Annotated in this window: 20 protein-coding genes and 1 pseudogene; 13 read left to right on the top strand and 8 right to left on the bottom strand. The window is 71.8% G+C overall.

Going from position 1 to position 23,722, the window contains the following annotated elements; translation table 11 throughout:
• Window positions 1–13: 13 nt before the first annotated feature.
• From ACWC2T_RS39040 to ACWC2T_RS39030, 3 genes are read right to left on the bottom strand one after another with little or no spacing between them, the layout of a single operon-like run.
• On the bottom strand, window positions 14–451 hold the full coding sequence (locus ACWC2T_RS39040; RefSeq protein WP_450675073.1) for a roadblock/LC7 domain-containing protein: 438 nt from the start codon (window positions 449–451) through the stop codon (window positions 14–16).
• A complete protein-coding gene (locus ACWC2T_RS39035) occupies window positions 448–2,997 on the bottom strand; it encodes a sensor histidine kinase (protein ID WP_450675072.1) in 2,550 nt (849 codons plus the stop codon). Before ACWC2T_RS39035 ends, ACWC2T_RS39040 begins: the two co-directional genes overlap by 4 nt.
• Before the next feature lie 48 nt (window positions 2,998–3,045).
• The gene (locus ACWC2T_RS39030; protein ID WP_450675071.1) at window positions 3,046–3,819 is read right to left on the bottom strand and encodes an MHYT domain-containing protein; all 774 of its coding nucleotides are present in this window, start codon (window positions 3,817–3,819) and stop codon (window positions 3,046–3,048) included.
• Window positions 3,820–3,970: 151 nt separating this feature from the next.
• Between ACWC2T_RS39030 and ACWC2T_RS39025 the strand changes: the two genes are divergently transcribed.
• Window positions 3,971–4,570, top strand: coding sequence for a class I SAM-dependent methyltransferase (locus ACWC2T_RS39025; protein WP_450675070.1), 600 nt, complete (start codon window positions 3,971–3,973; stop codon window positions 4,568–4,570).
• A gap of 27 nt (window positions 4,571–4,597) precedes the next feature.
• On the opposite strand, the gene ACWC2T_RS39020 is transcribed toward ACWC2T_RS39025, so the two are convergent.
• A complete protein-coding gene (locus tag ACWC2T_RS39020) occupies window positions 4,598–5,353 on the bottom strand; it encodes an alpha/beta fold hydrolase (protein WP_450675069.1) in 756 nt (251 codons plus the stop codon).
• Between the two features lie 110 nt (window positions 5,354–5,463).
• Between ACWC2T_RS39020 and ACWC2T_RS39015 the strand changes: the two genes are divergently transcribed.
• Complete coding sequence (locus ACWC2T_RS39015) at window positions 5,464–5,997, top strand: PadR family transcriptional regulator (RefSeq protein WP_450675068.1); 534 nt, start codon at window positions 5,464–5,466, stop codon at window positions 5,995–5,997.
• On the opposite strand, the gene ACWC2T_RS39010 is transcribed toward ACWC2T_RS39015, so the two are convergent.
• The gene (locus ACWC2T_RS39010) at window positions 5,974–6,882 is read right to left on the bottom strand and encodes an oxygenase MpaB family protein (protein WP_450675067.1); all 909 of its coding nucleotides are present in this window, start codon (window positions 6,880–6,882) and stop codon (window positions 5,974–5,976) included. The two genes, ACWC2T_RS39015 and ACWC2T_RS39010, sit on opposite strands and share 24 nt — an antisense overlap.
• 95 nt (window positions 6,883–6,977) lie before the next feature.
• Between ACWC2T_RS39010 and ACWC2T_RS39005 the strand changes: the two genes are divergently transcribed.
• The gene (locus ACWC2T_RS39005) at window positions 6,978–7,274 is read left to right on the top strand and encodes a hypothetical protein (protein WP_450675066.1); all 297 of its coding nucleotides are present in this window, start codon (window positions 6,978–6,980) and stop codon (window positions 7,272–7,274) included.
• A 142-nt stretch (window positions 7,275–7,416) separates the two neighbouring features.
• Window positions 7,417–8,295, top strand: a complete 879-nt coding sequence (locus tag ACWC2T_RS39000) for a hypothetical protein (RefSeq protein ID WP_450675065.1) — start codon at window positions 7,417–7,419, stop codon at window positions 8,293–8,295.
• Between the two features lie 439 nt (window positions 8,296–8,734).
• On the opposite strand, the gene ACWC2T_RS38995 is transcribed toward ACWC2T_RS39000, so the two are convergent.
• Window positions 8,735–8,917, bottom strand: a complete 183-nt coding sequence (locus ACWC2T_RS38995) for a hypothetical protein (RefSeq protein ID WP_031226809.1) — start codon at window positions 8,915–8,917, stop codon at window positions 8,735–8,737.
• Between the two features lie 870 nt (window positions 8,918–9,787).
• Between ACWC2T_RS38995 and ACWC2T_RS38990 the strand changes: the two genes are divergently transcribed.
• Both ACWC2T_RS38990 and ACWC2T_RS38985 read left to right on the top strand, forming a co-directional pair.
• Window positions 9,788–9,955: a hypothetical protein gene (locus tag ACWC2T_RS38990; RefSeq protein ID WP_450675064.1), complete on the top strand. Its 168-nt coding sequence runs from the start codon at window positions 9,788–9,790 to the stop codon at window positions 9,953–9,955.
• A gap of 222 nt (window positions 9,956–10,177) precedes the next feature.
• Window positions 10,178–11,548: pseudogene (locus tag ACWC2T_RS38985) on the top strand (esterase-like activity of phytase family protein).
• Here the strand turns inward: ACWC2T_RS38985 and xylA are convergent.
• Window positions 11,509–12,675 (bottom strand): xylose isomerase, encoded by a 1,167-nt coding sequence (xylA, locus tag ACWC2T_RS38980; protein WP_450675063.1) that lies wholly within the window; start codon window positions 12,673–12,675, stop codon window positions 11,509–11,511. The pseudogene ACWC2T_RS38985 and the gene xylA sit on opposite strands and share 40 nt — an antisense overlap.
• 153 nt (window positions 12,676–12,828) lie before the next feature.
• On the opposite strand from xylA, the gene xylB reads away from it, so the two are divergent.
• The 7 genes from xylB (at window position 12,829) to adh (ending at window position 22,084) form a co-directional block, all read left to right on the top strand.
• On the top strand, window positions 12,829–14,283 hold the full coding sequence (xylB, locus tag ACWC2T_RS38975; RefSeq protein WP_450675062.1) for a xylulokinase: 1,455 nt from the start codon (window positions 12,829–12,831) through the stop codon (window positions 14,281–14,283).
• Window positions 14,284–14,317: 34 nt separating this feature from the next.
• Window positions 14,318–15,526, top strand: coding sequence for an ROK family protein (locus ACWC2T_RS38970; RefSeq protein WP_450675061.1), 1,209 nt, complete (start codon window positions 14,318–14,320; stop codon window positions 15,524–15,526).
• A gap of 269 nt (window positions 15,527–15,795) precedes the next feature.
• Window positions 15,796–17,283: an APC family permease gene (locus tag ACWC2T_RS38965; protein ID WP_450675060.1), complete on the top strand. Its 1,488-nt coding sequence runs from the start codon at window positions 15,796–15,798 to the stop codon at window positions 17,281–17,283.
• An 85-nt stretch (window positions 17,284–17,368) separates the two neighbouring features.
• Window positions 17,369–18,382 carry an acetamidase/formamidase family protein gene (locus ACWC2T_RS38960; RefSeq protein ID WP_450675059.1) on the top strand — a complete coding sequence of 338 codons (1,014 nt, stop codon included), beginning with the start codon at window positions 17,369–17,371 and terminating at the stop codon, window positions 18,380–18,382.
• Window positions 18,383–18,493: 111 nt separating this feature from the next.
• Entirely contained in the window at window positions 18,494–19,138 is a 645-nt protein-coding gene (locus ACWC2T_RS38955; RefSeq protein ID WP_450675100.1) for an N-acetylmuramoyl-L-alanine amidase, read from the top strand.
• A gap of 57 nt (window positions 19,139–19,195) precedes the next feature.
• Complete coding sequence (locus ACWC2T_RS38950) at window positions 19,196–20,503, top strand: GAF domain-containing protein (protein ID WP_450675058.1); 1,308 nt, start codon at window positions 19,196–19,198, stop codon at window positions 20,501–20,503.
• A gap of 57 nt (window positions 20,504–20,560) precedes the next feature.
• Window positions 20,561–22,084, top strand: a complete 1,524-nt coding sequence (gene adh / locus ACWC2T_RS38945; protein ID WP_450675057.1) for an aldehyde dehydrogenase — start codon at window positions 20,561–20,563, stop codon at window positions 22,082–22,084.
• A gap of 162 nt (window positions 22,085–22,246) precedes the next feature.
• On the opposite strand, the gene ACWC2T_RS38940 is transcribed toward adh, so the two are convergent.
• Window positions 22,247–23,575, bottom strand: a complete 1,329-nt coding sequence (locus tag ACWC2T_RS38940) for a tyrosine-type recombinase/integrase (RefSeq protein WP_450675056.1) — start codon at window positions 23,573–23,575, stop codon at window positions 22,247–22,249.
• Window positions 23,576–23,722: the final 147 nt, after the last annotated feature.

Below are 23,722 nucleotides of genomic sequence, written 5' to 3'. Positions count from 1 at the left end.
CGCCTGTTCCGCGTCATCCGGCCGCGGGCGGCTGCGCGGCGACCCGCGGCGGCGTGTACAGGTGCTCGCCGACCCGCTTGACCAGGCGCGCCATCTCGTAGGCGACCAACCCGATATCGGCGGTGACGGCGGTGAGCACCGCGAGGCAGGAACCGTCGCCGGCGGCGGCCACGAACAGGAACGCGTCGTCCATCTCGACCATGGTCTGCCGCACGCCGCCCGCTCCGAAGTGCCGTCCCGCGCCCTTGGCGAGACTGTTGAACCCGGAGGCCACGGCGGCGAGGTGCTCGGCGTCCTCCCGCGCGAGACCGCTGGAGGCACCGACGGCCAGTCCGTCGTTGGAGAGCACGACGGCGTGCCGTACCTCGCTCACACGCATCACCAGGTCGTCGAGCAACCAGTCCAGTTCGCCGGAGTGCCGGTCGGCCCTCTTGGTCGGGTCCTGGATCATGCCGGGTCTCCTTCGCTGCTGTCACTGCCCGTTCCGGGTTCCGGGGCGGCCGCGCGCCCGGGTTGTCTGCCGCCGCCGCGAGTCCAGCCGTCGCGGTACGCGGCCATGCGGTCCCGTACGAGTTCGGGGGTCCGCCGTTCGTCGCCGTGCGGTCCGGTCTCCTGCGCCGGCGATTCGGGGCGCTGCTGTCGTAGCTGGGGCGCGAGGCTCGCCTGGCGCACACGGCGTGGGAGGTCGTCGGAGCTCTCGGAGTCGTTCGGCGGTCGGTGCGGCCTCAAGGCAGTGACTCCGGGCGGTGGAATGTCGTCGGTCACCTGCGGGCGCGGGTCGTCGACGGCGCCCTGGAGGCCGGGGGCGGTGGCCGCGAGGGCGGGCCGGTCGGACCGTGCGGTCACGGCCTCTTGCAGCGGACTTGTACCGGGCACGCGCGCGTACTCGCGTTCCAGCTCCTGACGGGACTGCTCGCCTTGGCGGGAGCCCTGGTGGGAGGGACGTTCCGCCGCGCCATTGTGCAGCAGGGCGGTGGGCACCAGGACGACCGCGGTGGTTCCTCCGTAGGGGGAGGGCCGCAGGTGCACCTTGACGTCGTGCCGGGAGGCGAGTCGGCTGACCACGAACAGTCCGAGCCGGTCGCTGTCGAACAGGTCGAGGGCCTCCGACTGTTCGATGCGGCGATTGGCTTCCGCGAGGGTCTCGGCGCCCATGCCGAGTCCCCGGTCCTCGATCTCCAGGGCGTAGCCGTTGCCCACGGGCTCGCCGGTGACGCGTACGCGGGTGTGCGGCGGGGAGAACTGGGCTGCGTTCTCGACGAGTTCGGCGAGCAGGTGGGTGAGGTCGGCGACGGCGGTGCCGATGACTTGGGCCTCGGGGAGCTGACGCACCTCCACGCGTGCGTAGTCCTCGACTTCCGACACGGCGGCCCGTACGACGTTGGTCAGGGACACCGGCATGCGCCAGGCCCGGCCGGGTGCGGCGCCGGAGAGGATGATCAGGCTCTCGGCATGCCGCCGCATGCGCGTGGTGAGGTGGTCGAGGCGGAACAGGTCGCTCAGCTCGTTGGGGTCGTCCGAGCGGCGCTCCATGCTGTCGAGGAGGCTGAGCTGGCGGTGGACCAGCACCTGGCTGCGACGAGCGAGGTTGACGAAGACGCCGGAGATGCCGCTGGCGAGTTCGGCGCGCTCCACGGCGGCGCGCAGGGCTGCGCGGTGCACGGTGGTCAGCGCTTCCGAGACCTGGCCCGTCTCGTCCTCCGCGGGTGGTCCGGCGGGCGCCTCCGCCTGGATGTCGATCTCCTCGCCGGCGCGCAGTCTGCGCATCGCTTCGGGGAGTTTGCGGCGGGCGATCTCCAGGGCGTCGTTGCGCAGGCTCACGAGCTCGACCACGAGACCGCGTCCGATGCGGACGGAGATGACGAGCGAGGCGGCGACGGCGGCGAGGCCGAGGAGCACGGCGGCGCCCGCGGGGCTGAGCAGTCCGCGCGTGACCGGGTCGGCCCGGCCCGCGACGGCCCGGCCCGTGTCCGCAGCGATGCCCTGCATTCCGTCCTGCACGCGCGCGTGGGCGGCGTTCCAGACGGCTTGTGCTGCCGCGTCGGCCGGCCTGCCGCCGGGCCCGGCGGCGACGATCCTGTCCTCTGTGGCGCCGAGGGCGGTGTAGGCGTCGCTGCCGGCCAGATCCTGCCAGGCGGCACGCTGGGCGGCGGGCAGATCGGCGACCGCGGCCTCGGTGAGGGTACGGCGCGCGGCGACGGCGGCGTCGAACAGCCGTAGCCGTTCGCCCTGCAGCTGCCCGGCGGTGCGCGCGCTGCCGAGCAGCGTGTCCTCCTGGGCCAGTGCCTCGGCGGCGCGGCTGAATTCGAGGAGCACGCGCGCGTCGGAGCCGACGTCGGCCTGCTGGATGCCGGTGAGGGCGCCGTCCACGGCGTAGGCCGCGCCGATGGTCTTCGTGTACTGCGCGTACACCGTGTCCCAGCCGGTCCTGCGGTCGAGTACGGCCGTGCGCAGGGCGCGCAGGTGCTCGGCGCCGGTGACGAAGGCGTCGAGGCGCCCGGAGACGCCCGGGGGCAGTTCCTCGCTGTCGGCGACGGTGTTGTGGCCGCCGAGCCGCAGCTTGGCCACGGCCTGGTCGGTGCGGGCGGCCAGGCTGCGCAGGTCGCCGCCGTCGTCCGTGCCCGGCGCGGTGGCGTGGCGCACTGCTGTGGTGCGTTCGGCCTGGAGGGCGGTGACGGCCGCGGCCAGCGGGGTGCGCAGTTCGGCGTCTACGCGCTGGGACTGCCGCAGCCGGGCCACGTCCTGGGCGGTGGTGACGGTGGCGTACGCCCACAGGGCGAGCAGGGAGACGACCGGCACCATCAGCAGGCTGACCACCTTGGCGCGCACGGTGCGGGGGCGCAGGTGCCGGCGGTTGCCACGCACGCGTGCCTTGGCGGTTGGGGTGCCGAGCGGGCGGTCACCGCCCTCGGCGGCGGGCGGTCCGGCGTGTGCGCGGCGCCCGCGTGGCGGATGGGCGGGAGTGCCGGCTTTCGGGGTGGTACGGGGTGGGCGCATGGCCTCCTCGCTCGGGACGTGGGTCGGGGCGCTCGGGCCGGGCTTCCGCTAGCGGGCGATGCTCTCGACGGGCTGCTGGGCGGAGGCGGACGCCTCTCGCTCGTCGGCCGTGGGCGAGAGGGCGACGAAGGCCGAGGTGATGAACAGGTAGGACCCGAGGCCGACGGCGAGGGGGAAGATGAACTGCATCGCCGTGGCCCCGGGCAGGGATTGGCCGGAGGGGTTCACGCGCACGCTCACCGCGAACATCCCGGTGTAGTGCATGCTGCTGACGGCCGCTCCCATGACGAGGGAGGCGACGGTGACCGCGAGGGGCGACTTGATGTTGAGCCCGGCCCACAGGGCCGCGGTCGCCGCCACGACGGCGATCAGCACCGACACTCCGACGAGGACGGGGTCGTACCGGATGTCGCCGTGCAGCCGGACCGCCGCCATGCCCAGGTAGTGCATGCTCGCGACACCCAGCCCGGTGGTGAGACCGCCGAGGAGGAGCGCCCGGGTGCGGTCGCGACCGTAGCCGACGGCGAAGACGCCGGCGCAGACGACGACCATGGCGACGAGGAGGCTGAGGATGGTCAGGGGCACGTTGTAGCGGATGTCGGTGCCGCTGACGCGGAAGCCGAGCATGGCCACGAAGTGCATGGTCCAGATGCCGGTTCCGATGGCGGAGGCCGCGGTGACGAGCCAGTTGCGGCGCGAGCGGCCGGTGGTGCCGAGCGCGCGTACGGTGCAGCGCAGTCCGAGCGCGGCGCCCACGCAGGCCATGGCGTACGACAGTGCGGGGGTCAGCCAGCCGAAGGCGGCGTGGTCCAGGTGTCCCATGGCCAAGGGACGCTAGGGGGGCACGGGCGCACAAAGGGGGCGCATTTCGAAAGCTGTTGGAATATGACACACAGATGCGACGGAACGATCGGGTCCGGCCCGAACATGTGCACCTATGAGTCCCCCGCGACGGTGAGGAATTATGCGGAACATGAGCGACGACCACACACACGTGCAGGAGTTCTTCGCCGCCCGCGCGGCCGACTGGGACAGCAGGTTCCCCCACGACGGCCCCGCCTACGCCGCCGCCGTCGCCGCGCTCGGGCTGCGGCCCGGCGACCGCGTGCTGGACGCGGGCTGCGGCACGGGGCGCGCCCTGCCACCGCTGCGGGCCGCCGTCGGCGCGTCCGGGGTGGTGATGGGCGCCGATCTGACGCCTGCGATGCTCGAGGCCGCCGTGCGCGCGGGCCGGGACCGGGCCGGGCGGCTGCTGCTCGCGGACGTCACCGCGCTGCCGCTGCGGTCCGGGGCGTTGGACGCCGTGTTCGCGGCCGGCCTGATCGCCCATCTGCCGCACCCGGAGAAGAACCTGCGGGAGCTGGCCCGGGTGGTGCGGCCCGGCGGCACGCTCGCGCTGTTCCATCCCATCGGGCGCGCGGCCCTGGCGGCACGTCAGGGCCGGCAGATCACGCCCGACGACCTTCGAGCCGAGGCCAACCTCCGCCCTCTGCTGGCCCGTTCGCGATGGAGCATGACGTCGTACGTCGACGAGGACGCCCGTTTCCTGACGCTCGCGGTGCGTGAGGCCTGAGCGTCCTGTCGCTGAGGCCCATGCTGCTCAGTCCGTACCGGCGACGACCGCCGCGAAGGCGTCGGGGTTGTCGAACATGACGTTGTGCCCGGCGCCCGGCACCGTCACCACACGCACCCCGGCGGCTTCCAGGCTCTCCCGGCCTGCCAGTTCCCCGCTCAGTTCGCCCTGGAGGTAGACCCGCTCGACGGGCAGCTTCTCCAGGATCGTGCGCATCACAGGACGCGATCCCTGCCGCAGGCCGACGGCGCTGCGGTGCAGCGCGCGTGGGTCGGCCAGGCGCATGGTGGCCGCCCACAGCGAACCGACGGCCGCGAGCACGCGCGCGTGCTGCTCGTCGACGAATTCGTCCTCTTCATATGAGGCGATTCCGCTGCTGCCGGCGGTGCGCGGCGCGGGAGCGTCCAGGTTGCCCTCCGTGAGGACAAGCCGGGAGGCGAGGTCGGGCCGCCGGTGAGCGAGCACGATGGCAACGGAACCGCCCATGCTGTGCGCGATCAGTTCGGCGCCGCGGACGCCGGCTTCGTCCAGCGCGACGGCCACCGCGTCGGCGTGCTCCTCCAGCGTGTACCCGAACGTCCCGGGCCGGTCGCTGAGGCCGTGTCCCGGCAGGTCCACGAACAGGCTGCGTCGGCCCGCGAGTTCGGCACGGGCCGCGATGTGCGCGTGATAGACGGCGGACATCGCACCGAGCCCGTGCAGATACACCCGCGCGGGTTCCGCCCCCGGCGCCTCCGTCCAGCGGATCCGGCTGCCCTCGCTGTCGAACACGGCCTGCTTCACAATGCCCTCCCCCTCGTCCTCCGACGTTGCGACTATACATCGCGACCGAGGTATAACCGCAAGGATGTATTCAGTTGTCGAGGTAGACCGCTCCGCGCGAGAATGCCGCCGTGCTCGAACTCGCCATCCTCGGCTTCCTCTACGACGCCCCGCTGCACGGATACGTCCTGCGCCGGCACATCGCGGCCCTCACCGGCCATGTGCGGCCCGTGGCCGAGAGCACGCTGTACCCGGCGATCAAGCGGCTGGAGAAAGCGGGCCTGCTGGTCCGGGCCACCGAGCCCGGCGCCGTGGCCGCGCCGCGCCACGTACTGAGGCTGACCGAGGAGGGCAGGCGTGAGCTCAGGCGACGGCTCGCCGAGCCCGCGCAGCGTGAGATCACCGACGAGAACCAGTGGTTCACGGTGCTCGCGTTCCTGCGGCACCTGGATGATGCGGCCGCCCAGGCGGCCGTGCTGCGGCGACGGCTGGCCTTTCTGGAGGAGCCGGCGAGTTTCTTCTACGACGGCGAGCGGCCGGTGCGCGCCGAGGAGTTGGACGACCCGTTCCGGCGCGGTGTCCTCACCATCGCGCGTGCCACGAGCCGGGCCGAACTGGCCTGGCTGCGCGACACCCTCGCCTCACTCGACGACGTCGGTCGCTGAGGTGTCCCGGTGCCGCACCGGGCAGCCTCGCAGCCCGGGAACCGGGCGGGTACCCAGGTCCGCCACCCGGTAGCCTTCCGGATAGCCCTTGACCTCCCAGTTCTGCCGAGCAAAGTGTGGGACACGGCGCGGCGGCAGCAGCCGGACCAACCGGCCGCGCGTGCGTACGGCCCGGCGCACGAACGCCGAGGTGGCCGCTCCGGGCGGGGGGTAGCGAAAGGCGCGCAGCAGTGGCTCGTCGAGCAGGGCGAGCGTCGCGGTGCGCAGCAACGGAGCCAGAGGGCGCGGATACCAGGACGCCATCAGGTCGAGTGTGGCGTCCGATACCCGCCGGGACTGCTCGTCCCAGCCGAATTGTTCCTCCTCATACGCGTCGAGGAGTGCCTCGAAGCCCTCGTACGTCGTGGGGACGCCGGGAATTCCCATGTGCCTCCCGAGGGTGCGGTAGTACTCGGTGGCGGCGACGATCTCGTGCCGCGACAGCCGCCGCCAGCCATAGGCGTCGATCCAGCGCCTCGGCATCACGACGAAGGTGCTCAGCACGTACCGCATGTCGTCGTCACTGATGTCGTAGCTGCGGTGCATCTGGTTGATGCGGCGGATCGCGGTACGGCCCTCCTCGGAGGCGAAACCGTGCTCGACGACGGTGTCGAGGAGCAGCACGGTGTCGTCGTACCGCTTCTGCGTGCGCTCGGTCAGCTCCGCCGTCCGCGCGAGCAGTCGCCCGATGCTCGGCACGGCGTACGTGCGGTACAAGGCCAGCTCGAGGGCGCGGGTGTAGTCCCAGGGGAACTCGAACGCCACACTGAGCCGGTAGATCTCCAGGGCGTCCGCCACCGGATCCAGCCGGCGGATCTGCCGAAGCCGCTCGAAGCGCTTGACCACGTCGTCCCCCTTCTGCCGCAGAAAGTCCAACTCTACGTTGAGAGAGAGCAGATGAACGATCGACGACGACCCCGTTCGGGGGGAGGGTGGTCCGCGTGTTCGGTCAGATACGCAAGTACGCCGCCAGACTCCGCACCTCCACGCACGCGCAGCCGGCGAGCACTCGGGCAAGATGTGCGCACAACTTGTTCGAAGCCGCGGCTACGTATGTCGTGGCGCGTGCGGAGGACGATCAGGACCGGATCGAGGAGGCGGCGGCCTGGGTGTCACCGGAGGCCCTGTCGTTCGGGGTGAGCGAGCTCGCCTGCCGGGCCGTCGTCGCGTTGGCCCGGGAGCGCGAGGTGTCGCCCGCGGCCGTGGCCCGCGATCTCCTCGGGCTGCCCACGGGCTGAGCGGAAGCTCCCCGTCCATCGTGGTCGTTTCGCCCCCGTCCAGGCGGAAACCTGCAGCTCCGCGTGGTGTGAGCAGTCGTGACAAGCGGCTTCCGCTCGCACTAGGGTGCGCGCCGATGGACGAACCACTGGGGAGGCAGGGATGGCCGGAACCGACGATGAGGCCGTCGCCGCCGCGGACGATGCGCTGTACGTGCTGACGGCGGTGCTGCTGACGCCGGCACAGTTTCCGAGCGTTCTGGGCGACGACTATCCGGAGGCGTGTGCGGCACTGGGGCTGGCACCGCTCGCCGACGGGTACGGCCTGGTGCTGGGTCAGGACGGAGAGGGCGCGCGCTGGACGGTCGTGATCGACGACGTCTCGCTGGTCGCCGTCGCGATCGCGTCCTGGGACTGCGGCATGGAGTACGAGCTGTCCCCGGACGAGCGCGCCGTCGTGGCCGCCCTGCCGGGCTGGCCGTTGGCCGTCGCCGTAGCGGCTCCCGGTGTCCCCGCCCCGCACGACCCCGATCCCGAGGTGGCGGACCGGCCTGCGCTGAGCCCGCCGGACACCAGCACCTGGGGACCGGCCCAGCGCCGCCTGGGCGCCGACGAGATAGCCCTGCAGTGGGCTGTGTGGCGGGAGCAGATCGACGACGAGCGGTTCTCCGTGCCGGACGGGCAGGCGGATGCGGACGGGCAGGGGAAGCCCGGCGAGCCGGAAAAGGCCGCGGAGTCGTCGCCGGAGGGCGGACAGGGCGTGCCGCAGAGCGGCCACCAGGGGATCAGGCGGGTACTCACGGAGGCACGCGCCTACGTCGACTCGCCGCCGCCGCTCGGCCGGGTCCGCTCGTCGTTCGCCCCCGGTGACGCCCGTACGCTGCGCGCGGACGGGCCCGGCTGGTCGATCGTGGCCCGCACGGACGACATCGCCTTCGTCCTGCTCGACGAGGAGCCCGGCGAGGTCCTGCCGGTGGGCAGGGGCCCCGAGTTGCCGGGCCTGCTGGAGGCACTCGACAAGATGGCCGTACGGCCCATCTGAGGCCGTACGGCGCCGGGGCGGGCACGCCAGGCGGGGCACCCCTGGAACGCACCGCCCGATGCACGGCCCCCACGGCCTCCGCGTGTTGCCGGGCGCACATACGGCCGCCGTTCGAGGGCAAGGAGCGGCGGCAAGCTCGCCATCCGGGACCGGACGATCGCAGGCCCGCTGCCACCGAGGCCGGACGGCACCTGCACGGTTCCCGCGGGGGGCCTGGACCGGGGCCCTGCCTACGTGTGCCCGCAACGGCGGCCCGGCCGGTGCCGAGCGCCGGCAGCCACGCGGTGGCGGCAGGCTCCGGGGGCAGGTGCCCGGCCCTGCCGCGAGGGCCAGGTGCACCCCGAGCGCCGGGCATCCCGGAGCGCCCGTCAGCCCCGAGAATCATCCGGCGGCCCCCGCGGTCACCTCCGCACGCCTGCCGACGTCGCCGGCAGTCGCGTCAGCGGCCGAGTTCCTTGCGTGTGACCCTGCGGAGCCTGCGCCGCTGTGAGGGGTCGAGGGCGAGGTACGCGGCCACCGGGACCCCGACCACGATCAGGAACGCCACCCACCAGGGCAGCCAGATCAGCAGGATCAGCCCGACGGCCACACCCCCGACGGCGATCTTCGCATTGTTGGACATGAGCGTCGCCTCCTTCGCGGCCACTGCCGCTCTCTGCTCTGAGAACGGTGCCCCGCCCCGCGCGGTTCCAGAGCCGCCCCTGAGACATCCCTGAGGCCCACCCCTAGTGGATCCGACTCGCTGCCCTTGCGGCCGTCCGTGCCCACGAATGCCACGATAGTCGGCCACCACTCGAACAGAATGTGAAATGGCCCGGATCACGACGCCAGTACGCCGGGGCCACCTCGGCGCGCTGCACCCTCGGCGACTCCGACCCCAGGTAGTCAAATTTGAGGAGTGTGGCAGAGCTGTGCAGACCCTTCCCACGGCACCACCCTCCGAGCTCTCCGAACTGGCCCGCTCCTGCGTGGTGTTCGCCCACCCTCCTGCTACCCGTGCATCACGCCCTGCCGTTGCTCATGCGCGCGCGTGCACTGCACCAAGGGCATCGCTCGGCCGGCTTCTGGGGCGCCGCCTGCCAACTGGCCCTGCACTTCCTCGCGCGAGGCCTGCTGCTGCCGGGGCTCTCCGCCGGCGATCACGATGCCTGGCGGGTGGGCCCGCTGTCCGCGCGGGACGCGGAGCTGGTCCGCCGACTCGCCGCCGCCATGCCCCCGGAAGCCCATGCGCTGCCGCTCGCGGCCGAGGGGCCACCTCGACCCGGCTCGGAACCCTCCACTTCCGCCGTCGGGGGCGTGGACGCGGCGGAGGCGTGGGCGGCAGGCGACATCCTGCCTCCGCTGCCCGAGCCACCTCGCGGGCCGCACCGCGGCGGAGGCGTACCGGCTCCTCACGGAGGTCATTCGCCCGGGGCCTTGGGACGGCAGTACTGCTCTGACGGCCGCCCAGGACGCCGTGCGGCTCGCGCGCGGAGCGCCCTGCGGCGCCGTCATGGAGCGGCTCGTGAAAGCGGCGGGCCGTGGCAGCACGGGGCTGGCGACGGCTGTCCGCGCCTGGTGCGCCGGTGGCGTCCCGTCGCTGGCCATGCTCGACGAGGAGTGGCAGGTGGAGGGTGTGGCGCTCGCACGCGCGCGTGCGGCGCTCGAGGCGGGTCACTGAGTTCCTGCGGGCGGGCCGGACCGTGATCCGGTGACGGCACTGGCGGCGGCACATCTCGGCGTCGAGCAGGAGGACGGTCTTTGAGGAGCCATCACCCCTGAGGCGTCCGTGATCCGATGAGCGGTGGTCGACTCGGACTGTTCACCCGGCGGCCGCGCGGCGTTCCTCATGGAGCCCAAATCTGGCCGCTGTCACCGAACTTGTTCCCCCGCAGGAGGCCCGATGCACCCGCACGATGCCCGCCGGCGGCGCGTCCGCCGTTCCGTCGCCACGGGCCTGCCCCTGGCCCTGGCAGCCATTCTCGTGGCCGCGGGAACGGCCACGGCGGCGCCGTCCCGGGACGCCCGCGTCATCCGCACGGCGACGCTCGGCGAGATCCCGCTCGGCGCGTTCAGCAACGCACTGCTGCCCGGCAGCGTCGGCGACGACCACGGGATGAAGCTCGGCGGCATCGGCAGCGACATCTACCCGGTGGGCCGCCAGGGCGAGTACTGGACGGTGACCGACCGTGGCCCCAACGGACAGATCAAGGTGGACGGCAAGAAGCGCCGCACGTTCCCGGTGCCGGAATTCGACCCCGCCATCGTGAAGATCCGGGTGTCCAAAGACACCGTCCAGGTCATCGACGCGATCCCGCTGACCACCGCCTCAGGGAAGGCCGTCACCGGACTGCCCGATCAGCAGGGCCGCGACGTTCTGGCTCGTCGACGAGTACGGCCCCTCGCTGATCCACGTCTCCGCGCGCGGGACGGTGCTCACCCAGTATGTGCCCAAGGGGCTCGCCCTGACGGGCGCCGACTACCCGGTGGTGGAGGCGCTGCCGTCGGTCTTCCTGCACCGCAAGATCAACCGGGGGTTCGAGGGGCTGGCGCAGCTGCCCGGCGGTGACCTGGAGATGGCTCTGCAGAGCCCGTTGTCGCTGCCGGACGGGGACGCCGGGGACGCCTCGCGCACCACGCGGCTGTTGCGCTTCTCGCCGCGCGAGAAGGCCGTCACCGCCGAGTACGCCTACCGGTTCGACCCGGTGAACGTGGTCGACCCGAGCGAAGACGACACCTCGAGCTGAAGATCTCCTCGGTGGTGGCCGTGGGCGGCGACCGGCTGCTGGTCGAGGAGCGCACCGACAAGGCAGCCCGGCTCCAACTGGTCGAGCTGGGGCGCGGGTCGAGCATCCTGGGCAGCTCCTGGGACGACGACACGACCTCGTCGTCCCTGGAGCAGCTGGACGATCCGGCCGCCGTCAGCGTGCCGGTGCTCGCCAAGCGGCTGGTGGTCGACCTGTACAAGGTCGACGGCGTGCAGCAGAAGATCGAGGGCATCGCGCGCGTGGACCGTGACACGCTCGCCTTGATCAACGACAACGACTTCGGAATGACCGACGGCGCGGGCGCCTTCGACGCGCAGGGCCGACTGGTCGACAGCGGGGTCAGGACGATCGTGACGTACGTGCGGCCGCCCGAGGAACTGCGACCTCCTGAACTGCACAGTCGGAAAAGTGGACTGACGGAGGGCCGGGGCCGGCGGCGCGTGCCGCGCCCCGGCTCTCCCGGTGTTCAGCCCCGCGCCCCCAGCAGGTGGTCCATGGCGAGCTGATCGAGCCGTTCGAAGGCCATCCCGCGTGCGGCAGCGGCCTCGACGTCGAAGTCCTCGAAGGCGGAGCGGTCGGCGAGCAGTGCCTGCAGGCCGTCCGCGGCGGTGGGCCGGGCCAGCTGGTCCAGGCGCGCGGCGCGCAGCGCCTCCTGCACCTCCGCATCGGCGCGGAAAGCGGCTGAACGCTCCTTGAGGATCAGGTAGTTGCGCATGCATCCGGCCGCCGAGGCCCACACGCCCTCGAGGTCCTCGGTCCGTGGCGGCTTGAAGTCGAAGTGCCGCGGACCCTCGTAGCCGGCGCTCTCCAGCAGGTCCACCAGCCAGAACGCCGCCCGCAGATCGCCGGCGCCGAACCGCAGGTCCTGGTCGTACTTGATGCCCGACTGGCCGTTGAGGTCGATGTGGAAGAGCTTGCCCGCCCAGAGTGCCTGCGCGATGCCGTGGGGGAAGTTCAGGCCCGCCATCTGCTCGTGCCCGACCTCCGGGTTGACGCCGTACAGCTCAGGGCGCTCCAGCCGCTCGATGAAGGCCAGGGCGTGGCCGACGGTGGGCAGCAGGATGTCGCCGCGCGGCTCGTTCGGCTTGGGCTCGATGGCGAAGCGGAGGTCGTAGCCCTGGGCGGTGACGTACTCGCCGAGCAGGTCGAAGGCCTCCTTCATCCGGTCCAGGGCGGCGCGGACGTCCTTCGCGGCACCTGACTCGGCTCCTTCCCGGCCGCCCCAGGCGACGTACGTCTTCGCGCCCAGCTCGACGGCCAGGTCGATGTTGCGGATCGTCTTGCGCAGCGCGTAGCGGCGCACGTCGCGGTCGTTGGCGGTGAACGCGCCGTCCTTGAAGACGGGGTGCGTGAACAGGTTGGTGGTGGCCATCGGCACGGTCATGCCGGTGGCGTCCAGGGCCTGGCGGAACCGCTTGATGTGCGACTCGCGCTCGGTCTCCGACGACCCGAAGGGGATCAGGTCGTCGTCGTGGAAGGTCACCCCGTGGGCGCCCAGCTCGGCCAGGCGCTGCACCGTCTCGACCGGGTCCAGGGCACGGCGGGTGGCGTCGCCGAACGGGTCCCTTCCCTGCCAGCCGACGGTCCACAGGCCGAAGGTGAACCTGTCTTCGGGGGTGGGCTGGTAGCTCATGCCGCGGCTCCTTGCTGCGTTGCGACTATTTCGTCATGGCGGTTTACAAATTAGTATGCGCTCGCGCCTCTGGGAAGAGACAAGATGTCTTTGTCCCGCGGAGTCGCGGAAAATCACGGAAGTCGCGGAACGTCGCGGAAAAGGGAGAGCCCGATGTCAGCAGCCGAGGGTCCGCTCGTCGTCGGCGTGGACACATCCACTCAGTCCACGAAGGCACTGGTCGTCGACGCGGCCACCGGCCAGGTGGTGGCCAGCGGCCAGGCGCCGCACACCGTGTCCGCCGGCGCGGGCCGCGAGAGCGACCCGCGTCAGTGGTGGGACGCGCTGTGCGAGGCATTGCGCCAGTGCGGTGACGCGGCGCACGAGGCGGCCGCCGTGTCGGTCGGCGGCCAGCAGCACGGCCTGGTCACCCTGGACGAGCGGGGCGAACCGGTGCGTCCGGCGCTGCTGTGGAACGACGTCCGCTCGGCGCCGCAGGCCCGGCGACTGGTGGAGGAACTGGGCGGGCCGAAGGCCTGGGCGGAGCGCACCGGCAGCGTGCCCGGCGCGTCGTTCACGGTCACGAAGTGGGCGTGGCTGGCCGAGCACGAGCCGGAGTCGGTCCGCGCGACCAAGGCGGTACGGCTCCCCCACGACTACCTCACCGAGCGCCTGACCGGGCAGGGCACCACCGACCGCGGCGACGCGTCCGGCACCGGCTGGTGGGCCTCCGGCACGCAGACGTACGACGCGGAGACCCTCGCGCATGTCGGTCTCGACCCGGCGCTGCTGCCTCGGGTGGTGCGGCCCGGAGAGGTGGCCGGCACCGTGCGCGACAGCCACGACCTGCCGTTCTCCAAGGGCACGCTGGTCGCTCCCGGCACCGGCGACAACGCGGCGGCGGCCCTCGGGCTCGGCCTGCGGCCCGGCACCCCGGTGCTCAGCCTCGGCACATCCGGCACCGTGTACGCCGTCTCCAGGCACCGACCGGCCGATCCGACCGGCACGGTGGCCGGATTCGCCGACGCGCACGGGGACTGGTTGCCCCTGGCCTGCACCCTGAACTGCACGCTCGCGGTGGACCGCGTCGCGGCGCTGCTGGGCCTGGACCGCGAGGCCGTGGAGCCCGGCGGCTCCGTGACCCTGCTGCCGTACCTGGACGGCGAGCGCACCCCGAACCTGCCCAACGCCTCCGGACTGCTGCACGGACTGCGCCACGACACGACCGCGGGGCAACTGCTCCAGGCCGCGTACGACGGGGCCGTGCACTCGCTGCTGGGCGCGCTCGACCTGGTCCTGGACGAGGAAGCGGACCGCAGCACCCCGCTGCTGCTGATCGGCGGCGGGGCCCGCGGGACGGCCTGGCAGCACACGGTACGGCGGCTGTCCGGGCGGCCGGTCCAGGTACCCGAGGCCAGGGAACTGGTCGCCCTCGGCGCCGCGGCACAGGCCGCCGGCCTGCTCACCGGCGAGGACCCGGCCGCGGTGGCCCGCCGCTGGAACACGGCCGCGGGCCCGGTGCTGGAGGCCGTGGAGCGGGACCAGGGGACGCTGGAGCGGATCACCGGGGTACTCTCCGACGCGGCCCCGCTGCTGGAGCGGGCGACAGAGACCGAACCGCGCGCATGAGCCGGGTGGCAGAGACCGAGGACTGACTTCAGGCATGACCGCACCGCTGCACGAGGCCCGCCCGCCGGCCGCCGGCCGCGCTCTGCCGGACACCCAGCAGGGCATGCGCCGGCGCAATCTGGCCCGTGTGCTGCACGCCGTCAGCGCGGAGGGTTCGCTGTCGCGGGCCGCGGTCGCCTCGCGCATCGGGCTGACGCGGGCGGCCGTGTCGACGCTGGTGGACGAGCTGATCCGGTGGGGTCTGCTGGAGGAACTGGGTCCGCAGCGGCCGGGCCGGGTGGGCCGGCCCGGGTCGGCGCTCGCGGTGAGCGGCCGCGGACCGGCCGGAATCGGGGCGGAGATCGGCGTCGATCACCTCGCGGTGTGCGCGGTGGACCTGCGCGGCGTGGTCCGGGCGCGGGCCGTACGGCACGGGGCGAACCGGGGCCGGGCACCCGAACCGGTGGTCGAGGAGCTGACCGGGCTGGTCCGCCGGGTCGTCGCGGAGGCCGAGCGGGAGGCGCTCTGGCCCGCTGGGCTCGCGGTCGCCGTGCCCGGACTCGTGGCGCGGAACGGCCGTACGGTCGTACGCGCCCCGAACCTCCACTGGCGCGACACCGACCTCGGCGCCCTGCTGCCCGACGCATGGCCGCTGACCGTGGACAACGAGGCCAACTTCGGTGCGCTCGCGGAGTTGTGGCTCGGCGACGGCACCCCGCGTGACTTCCTGCACGTGTCGGCCGAGATCGGCATCGGCGCCGCGGTCGTCGTGGACGGCGGGCTGCTGCGCGGCACCCGCGGCTTCGCCGGCGAGCTGGGTCACGTACCCGTACGGCCGGACGGACCGCGCTGTCCGTGCGGCGGCCGGGGCTGCCTGGAACAGTACGCGGGCGAGGAGGCGGTGCTGCGCGCGGCGGGGCTGGAGCCGCGCGAGGACCTGGTGGGCCTGCTCGCGGAGCGCGCCGAGCAGGGCGACGAGGGCGTGCGGGCGGCCCTGCGGGACGCCGGTACGGCGCTCGGCATCGCCCTGACCGGCGCGGTGAACCTCCTCGACCCCGAGGCGGTGGTGCTGGGCGGCGCGCTGGCCGGTCTCTCCCCCTGGCTGCTGCCGTCCCTGGAGACGGAGCTGACGAGCCGCACGGCGGGCCCGTCCTGCCCCGTGACGGTGTCCGGACTGGGGCCCGAGGGCCCTCTGCTGGGCGCGGCGCACTCGGTGGTCCGGGGCGTGCTGGACGATCCGGCGGTGGTCGCGGGCCGTTCCTGACCTCTCCGATCGAGGTCAGGGGCTCCTCGGGCCGCCCGCATGCGAGATCGTGGCGACCGCCGTGTTCACCCGATCGGGTGTCCGGGATATCCACAAGTGGCGGCTTCTCCACGGATGCGGTGTGCGCTCTTCTGCCCAACCCGCCCGCACCGTACCGTGATTCACGCGAGGCACGGCCGACGGACCGTCAAGGGCGTCGGCGGCCGAACGGTTGACGGTATCTCACAGGCATCGGGTGGCATTGGGCTGACAGACATCGGGGGACACACATGCACGAGGAGACGACCGGGGCACTGCGGCGTGACGCCGTCGGGTTGCGCGAGGTGCTGTTCCAGAGCGTCACGGCCATGGCGCCGGCGGCCGCCGTGGCCGCTTCGATACCGGCCGGTGCCGCCTTCGCGGGCGGCAGCCTGCCGCTTGCGGTGCTGATCGCCCTGGTGGCCTGCCTGTTCACCGCGTCGTGCGTGGCCGAGCTGGCCCGGGAGCTGCCGGCCGCGGGCTCGGTGGCCACGTATGCGGCACGGGGGCTGCACCCCGCCGTCGGGTTCCTCGTCGGCTGGGGCTACGTCTTCGTGGAGATGCTGGTCCCACCGCTGTTGCTCCTCCAGCTGGGCTTCACGGCGGCGGGAACGCTGCACGAGGAGTGGTCCTCCTGTCCGGCGGACCTGTGGTGGCCGTGGTCCCTGGCGGGCGCCGTCGTGATCGCCGCCGCGGGTTATCTGGGGGTCCGTGCCTCGGCCCGCTTCGGCACCGTCCTCGGCGTCTTCGAGATCGTTGTCTTCCTGGTGTTCGCGGTCCTGCTCATCGGCAAGGCGGGCGACGCCAACACCCTTTCGGTGTTCGGCACTTCGCACACCGCCGACGGGTATCCCGGGATCAGTGGCGTGTTCGCCGGGTCTGTGTACACGGTGCTGGCGTTCGCGGGGTTCGAGGCCGCGGCGCCGCTCGCCGAGGAGACGCGCGACCCCCGGCGGACGATGCACCGCGCGGTCCTCGGAGCAGCCCTGGGCATCGGCCTGTTCTACGTGATCACGACATATGCGATGACCGTCTACTTCGGCCCGGACCACTTCGCGAAGTTCGGTGTCTCGGGCGTGGCCTCCTGGGACGGCGTCGCCCGGGCCTCCTTCGGTCTCTTCTGGGTGCTGGTCTTCCTGGCGGTGATCAACTCCACGATCGCCAACGCCAACGCATGCGCCAACGTCTCGACCCGTACGGCCTTCGCCCTGGCCCGCATCCGGGTGCTGCCCCGCCTGCTCGCCACACTCCACCCCCGGCACCGCTCCCCCGTGGCCGGGATCGCACTGCAGACCCTCGTGGCGGTCGGGGCAGTCCTGGGACTCGGTTTCGGCTACGACCCCGTGACGGCCTTCCTGCTGCTCGCCACGGTGATCGTCACGGTGGTCGTCGGTGTCTACATCGTCGTGAACCTCGCCTGCGCCGGCTACTTCCTGCGGGCTGGCCGGGACGCCGTCAAGCCGGTACGGCATCTGTTGTTCCCGGTGCTCGGCATCGCGGCCTTCGTCCCCGCCCTGCTGACGGCCGCCGGCCTCCCGGCCTTCGACTTCGTCACCGAACTGACGGCCCCGGTCTCCTACGCCGGCCCGATCGTCGGCGTCTGGATGGCGGCCGGTGTCGTGGTGCTGCTCCTGCTGATACGGCGTCACCCCGAGCGCATAGCCGAGACCGCCCGGGTGCACCTCGACTCGTACGACCCGGCCGCCGGTCCGCGGACGGACGGGCCCGTACCCCGCTGACCCGCCGGAGCCGTGCAGAGAGCCCGCGCCGGCCTGCGCAAGTCCCGTCCCACGACCGCTCCCGTCAGAAGGGACCAGCTCCACCATGACCGACCCCCGGATCCTCACCGTGCGCCCGGAACCGGACGCATACGCCTGGACGTTCGGCGGCGCAGCGCCCGTGGCGCGGATCGCGCCAGGCACGATTCTCGACCTGTACACGGAGGACTGCTTCGCCGGCCGGGTGCGCTCCGAGAAGGACCTCGTCTCCGAGGTCTGCGAGTTCCCCTTCCTGAATCCGCAGACCGGCCCCTTCCACATAGAGGGCGCCGAGCCGGGCGACACGGTGGCCGTGCACTTCGTGTCGATCGAACCGGCCCGCGACTGGGCGGCGTCGACGACGGTCCCGCTCTTCGGCGCGCTCACCTCCACGCACACCACGGCCACGCTGCAGCCCCCGCTGCCGGAACGCGTCTGGATCTGGCAGCTGGACCGCGCGCGGCGCACCGCCCTCTTCCAAGCACAGGACAGCGACATCGAGGTGGAGCTGCCCATGGACCCGATGCACGGCACGGTGGGCGTGGCCCCCGCCAATCTCGAGGTGCGCTCGGCCCTGGTGCCGGACGCGCACGGCGGGAACATGGACACACCCGAGATGCGGGCCGGCGTCACCTGCTATCTGGGGGTCAACGTCGAGGGCGCCCTGCTCAGCCTCGGCGACGGCCACGCCCGGCAGGGCGAGGGTGAGACCTGCGGTGTGGCCGTGGAGTGCGCGATGAACACCGTGGTGGTCGTCGAGCTCCTCAAGGACCTCGCCACGCCGTGGCCCCGGCTGGAGTCGGACACCCACATCATCTCGACCGGTTCGGCCCGCCCGCTGGAGGACGCGTTCCGGATATCGCAGCTGGACCTGGTGCAGTGGCTGGCACGCGACTACGGGTTCAGTGAGCCGGACGCGTACCAATTCGCAACCCAGGCGGTCGAATCGCCGTTGGCCAACGTGTGCGACACGAACTACACGTGCGTGGCCAAGCTGCGCAAGGAGTGGCTGCCGGAACGGGAGACGTACCGGGGCGTGCACGCGCGGATGCGGCAGACCGCGCGGGGCCTGCGGGGCTGACGCCGGCCACGTCCCCACGACGCGCTCCCGACTCGTGACGCACCTCCCCACCCCGCACACCTTCTGAAAATCCCCCACACCCCGAAAGGCACCCGCGCGATGGACATGGACATGGAGCCGGCCGGATCCGCACCGCGAAGAGAGCCGGTGCAACCGGCGAGCCAGGGCGGGCCGCGCCTGAGCAGACGACGGCTGCTGAAGGGTGCGGCACTCGCCGCCGTCCCCTACGCGCTGCTCCCCGACCCCCGAGCCGATGCGCAGTCCGGGACCGTCGACTACCCGCCCGCCGAGTGGCAGCCGGCGAGCCCCTCCAACTACACCGCGTCCGACCGCCCCGGCAGCTACGCCATCGACCGTGTGATCATCCATGTCACGCAGGAGACGTACGCCAACACGCTTTCGATCTTCGGCAATCCCGAGAAGAAGGTGTCCGCGCACTATCTGGTCCGCTCGGCGGACGGGCACGTCGCGCAGTGCGTGCACGAGGCCGACGTCGCCTGGCACGCGGGCAACTGGGACTACAACACCCGCAGCATCGGCATCGAGCACGAAGGGTGGGTGGACCAGCCGGCCTACTTCACCGACGCCCTCTACGAGGAGTCGGCCAAGCTCACGGCGGCGATCTGCGACAAGTACCGCATCCCGAAGGACAGGGAGCACATCATCGGCCACTACCAGGTGCCCGGCACCGATCACACCGATCCGGGCCCGTACTGGGACTGGGTCCGCTACGTGAGGCTGGTCAACTTCGCCTAGCCGGACGACGATGGGCGCAGGACCGACACAGCCGTTTCACCGTCCGGGGAGGCCGAGTTGACCGATCCGTGGGTGGCCCTGGAGCCCGGGGCCGACCCCGCCGAACGGGTCCGTGCGCTGCGCCGGGCGCACGAGACGTTCACCACGGTGGGGACGGTGCCGCGCCCGGTGCGGTCGGTGGTGGCGGAGTCGTGGCGGCGCAGCGCGCGGGCCGGCGTCGGACCGGACGGCACCGCGAGCGTGGAGCTGACCGACGGCGACCTCGGCGCCTACCGGGCCGATCACCCGCTGGCCAGGGTGATGCCCCTGTTCCGGGAGTTGCTGGGCACCTTTGCGGCCGACGGCGAGCATCTGCTGGCGGTGTGCGACGCGCACGGCAGGCTGCTGTGGGTCGAGGGGCACCCGGCGACCCGGCGCCGGGCGGACGGGATGAACTTCGTACCGGGGGCACGCTGGTCGGAGAGCGCGGTCGGCACGAACGCGCCGGGTACCGCGGTCGCCGTGGACCGGCCGGTGCAGGTGTTCGCCGCGGAGCACTTCATACGGCGGGTCCAGCCGTGGACGTGTGCGGCGGCGCCGGTGCACGACCCGCGCACCGGGCGGGTCCTGGGCGCCGTGGACATCACCGGCGGGGACGGGCTGGCGCATCCGCACAGCCTCGGGTTCGTGCAGGCGGTGGCGCGGGCCGCGGAGGCGCAGCTCGCGCTCCTCGATCCGCCGGGGGGCTCGGTGGACACGCCGCTGCTCGGCGTGCTGGGCCGGGACGAGGCCGAGTTCGTCCTGGACGGCAACCGGATCCGGCTCAGCCGTCGGCACAGCGAAATCCTTCTGCTGCTGGCCCGGCACCCCGAGGGGATGAGCGGCGACGAGCTGCTGTGTGCGCTGTACGCGGACGAGTCGGTGACACCGGTGACCCTGCGGGCCGAACTGGCCCGGTTGCGCAGGCTGTTGGGCCCCGGACTGCTCGCCTCGCGGCCGTACCGGCTGACGGCCGCGGTCGAGTCGGACGTCACCGTGGTGGAGCGCCGCCTCAGGGCGGGTGCCGTCGCGGCGGCGGCGGAGGCGTACGCCGGTCCGCTACTGCCCGGTTCGCAGGCGCCGGCGATTGTACGGCTGCGCGACCGCCTCGCCGACGGGCTGCGGACGGCACTCATCGCCCACCGCGACCCGGACCTGCTGGCGGACTGGGCGCACGCGCCGTGGGGCGAGGACGACCTTCAGGTGTGGCGGGCGCTGGCCGCGGTGCGGCCCACGGCGCCGGTGCGGTCCCGGCTCGCCGCGCTGGAGGCCGAGCTGGCGGCGCCGGTCGGCCGGGCGCCTGGGCGGGCCCGCGGCGCAACGTGGTTGCAACGTCCGCCCGCCTAGCCTCGCGCCCGAGAGCTGCCCAACGGCGGGCAGCGCTGCACCAGGAGGCAGGCCAGCATGACTCGTTACGCGGCGCCGGGCACCGAGGGCGCGATCGTCTCCTACCAGGCGCGCTACGACCACTTCATCGGCGGGGAGTACGTGCCTCCGCTGCGCGGGCAGTACTTCGAGAATCCGTCGCCGGTCAACGGACAGCCATTCACCGAGATCGCGCGCGGCACCGCGGAGGACGTCGAGCGGGCGCTGGACGCCGCGCACGAGGCCGCGCCGGCGTGGGGCCGTACGCCGGTGGCGGAACGCAGCGACATCCTGCTGAAGATCGCCGACCGCATGGCGGCCCATCTGGAGCCCCTGGCGGTGGCCGAGAGCTGGGAGAACGGCAAGCCGGTCCGCGAGACGCTGGCGGCCGACATCCCGCTGGCGATCGACCACTTCCGTTACTTCGCGGGCGCGATCCGGGCGCAGGAGGGGTCGCTCGGCGAGATCGACGACGACACGGTGGCGTACCACTTCCACGAGCCACTCGGGGTCGTCGCGCAGATCATCCCGTGGAACTTCCCGATTCTGATGGCGGCGTGGAAGCTCGCGCCGGCGCTCGCCGCGGGCAACGCGGTCGTCCTCAAGCCCGCCGAGCAGACCCCGGCCTCCATCCACTACTGGGTGAGCCTGATCGCGGACCTGCTGCCGCCCGGTGTCCTGAACATCGTCAACGGCTTCGGGGTGGAGGCGGGCAAGCCGCTGGCGTCCAGCCCGCGCGTGGCGAAGGTGGCGTTCACCGGGGAGACCACGACCGGGCGGCTGATCATGCAGTACGCCTCGGAGAACATCAAGCCGGTCACCCTCGAACTCGGCGGCAAGTCCCCGAACATCTTCTTCGACGACGTGTGGGCGCACGACGACGACTTCCGCGACAAGGCGCTCGAGGGCTTCACCATGTTCGCCCTCAACCAGGGCGAGGTCTGCACCTGTCCGTCCCGGGCGCTGATCCAGCGCGGCCACTATGCGGAGTTCCTCGAGGCGGCGATCGAGCGTACCCGGCGGATCAAGCCGGGGCACCCCCTCGACACCGACACGATGATCGGTGCCCAGGCCTCCAACGACCAGCTGGAGAAGATCCTCTCCTACCTCGACATCGGCCGGCAGGAGGGCGCGAAGGTCCTCACCGGCGGTGAGCGCATCGAGCACGACGGCGAGCTGAAGGGCGGCTCCTACGTGCAGCCGACCATCTTCGAGGGCGACAACCGGATGCGGATCTTCCAGGAGGAGATCTTCGGTCCGGTCGTCTCGGTGACCTCCTTCGACGACTTCGACGACGCCATCAAGATCGCCAACGACACTCTGTACGGCCTCGGCGCGGGCGTATGGACCCGGGACGCCAACACCGCGTACCGCGCGGGCCGCGCGATCCAGGCGGGTCGGGTGTGGACCAACTGCTACCACGCCTACCCCGCGCACGCGGCGTTCGGCGGCTACAAGCAGTCCGGGATCGGCCGCGAGACGCACAAGATGATGCTGGAGCACTACCAGCAGACGAAGAACCTCCTGGTGTCGTACTCGCCGAAGAAGCTCGGCTTCTTCTAGACGCACGAGAAAAGGCGCCTGACCTGGTCTTTTGCCCGTCAGGCGCCTTCGACGGAGCCTGCTCAGAGCGGGGCCCGGATTACGTTGTAACTCCCAGTTCCTCCCACCGCTATCCCGCTCCTGACCAGTGCTTCCGGACCAGTCACGGACCAAAGCCCCCGGTTACCCAGCAGGTGCCGCATCCTGGCTGACGCGGTCCCACTCCTGCATGGACTGCTCGATGAGGCGGTTGGCCTGCTCCCGAACGCCGTCCAGAAACTTGGCGTAGTGACGGAAGAGGACCTCGATGCTCTGGCCCGCGCGGCGAGCGCATTCGGCTGGGTCCACACCTGAGTACAGCCAGAACGAGATCCCGGCGTGCCGGAGATCGTAGGGCCGCTTTGCCAGGCCGGAAGCGAGCTCCGTGCAAGTCAGAACGTACTTCCGTGCCCGCGCCCACGTCGTGCCATACGCAGCTGCATCCACGTAGTTGCCGGCCTGGTTCCGAAACAGCCGACCGTCAGGCGCCACGCCGAACCGTTCGATGTGTGCATGGAGGATCCGCACGAACTGCGGCGGGACGGGCACGGGCCGCGTCGCTGTAGCCGCACGACGCTTAAGCGAGTGCACCTCATGCACCGCGCCGTCGTCCGTCCACTCCTTGCCTGCGGTCACGACCCCGCCCGACAGATTGAGCAGCCCCCACCCGGTCTGGGGGAGATGGCACTGCTCGAGACGGAGGTGAATGACCTCGGCCGGCCGCATCGCGGCGTAGTACATGCAACCGAAGAACGCCTCCAGGTGAGGGCCTCGCCCACGCTGCTGAGCAACCGCCGCGAGTAGCCGGGCTACCTGGGCTGGATTGGGAACGGAAGCGGGGTCTACCTCCTCGTTGGCTGCCGGAGCGCTCCACCTGAGCCCGTTGAGCGGGTTCTTCGCGAAGTATCCTTTTTCTACTGCGGTGTTGAGGACTTCGTTGAAGGCGGCCCTCTTGCGCCGCGCCGTCTTGGCTGCAGCCGCCTTCCCGTCCAGCTTGCGGCACAGTGCGTCCAACGCCCGTCGCAGCACATCGGCTTCCGCGAGAGCGCTAACGGGCAGGGAGTTCCGCTTAATCCACTCCAGGGCCTTCCGCCACTCCTCGTTCGGCTCATGGGCCCACGCCTTCTTGTTGAACGCCCACGAGTACAGGGCGCGGCGCAGCACCCGCGGCTCCGGGTAGGACGCGCCAGGGTGCACCAGAGCAGGCGTGATGGTGGCGAACGCGTCGGCCAGGGTACGGCGGGTGTTTCCCGGCGTACGGTCCCATCGTTGGTCGAGGTATTCGTGGGCAAGGTCGTACCACGTCGTCCTCTGCTTGATAGCTCGCAGCTCGGACGCCGGCAAACCCGTATGCGTATCGAAAGGCTCGCCGTCGCGCGCTGCCGTCATCAGCTTTGCGCGTCTGCTGTCGGCAAGCCCGACCGTCATGAATGACTCTGATTTTTCTCGCCCGTCTACCGTCCACCGGACCATAAACGGCTTGCGTCGATCGGGGCGCTCACGTATGTCCCAGAAGCGGACATTGTAAGAGATTGTCTCACGTGGCGAGTTTCGCGAGTTTCTTGTAGCAGGTCAGGGCGGCGGCCAGGCCGAGGAAGGCGAGGAAGTGGGAGCCCTTTC

The sequence above is a fragment of the Streptomyces sp. NPDC001393 genome (assembly GCF_053597455.1).
This window is presented reverse-complemented; position numbering and strand designations above follow the sequence as displayed.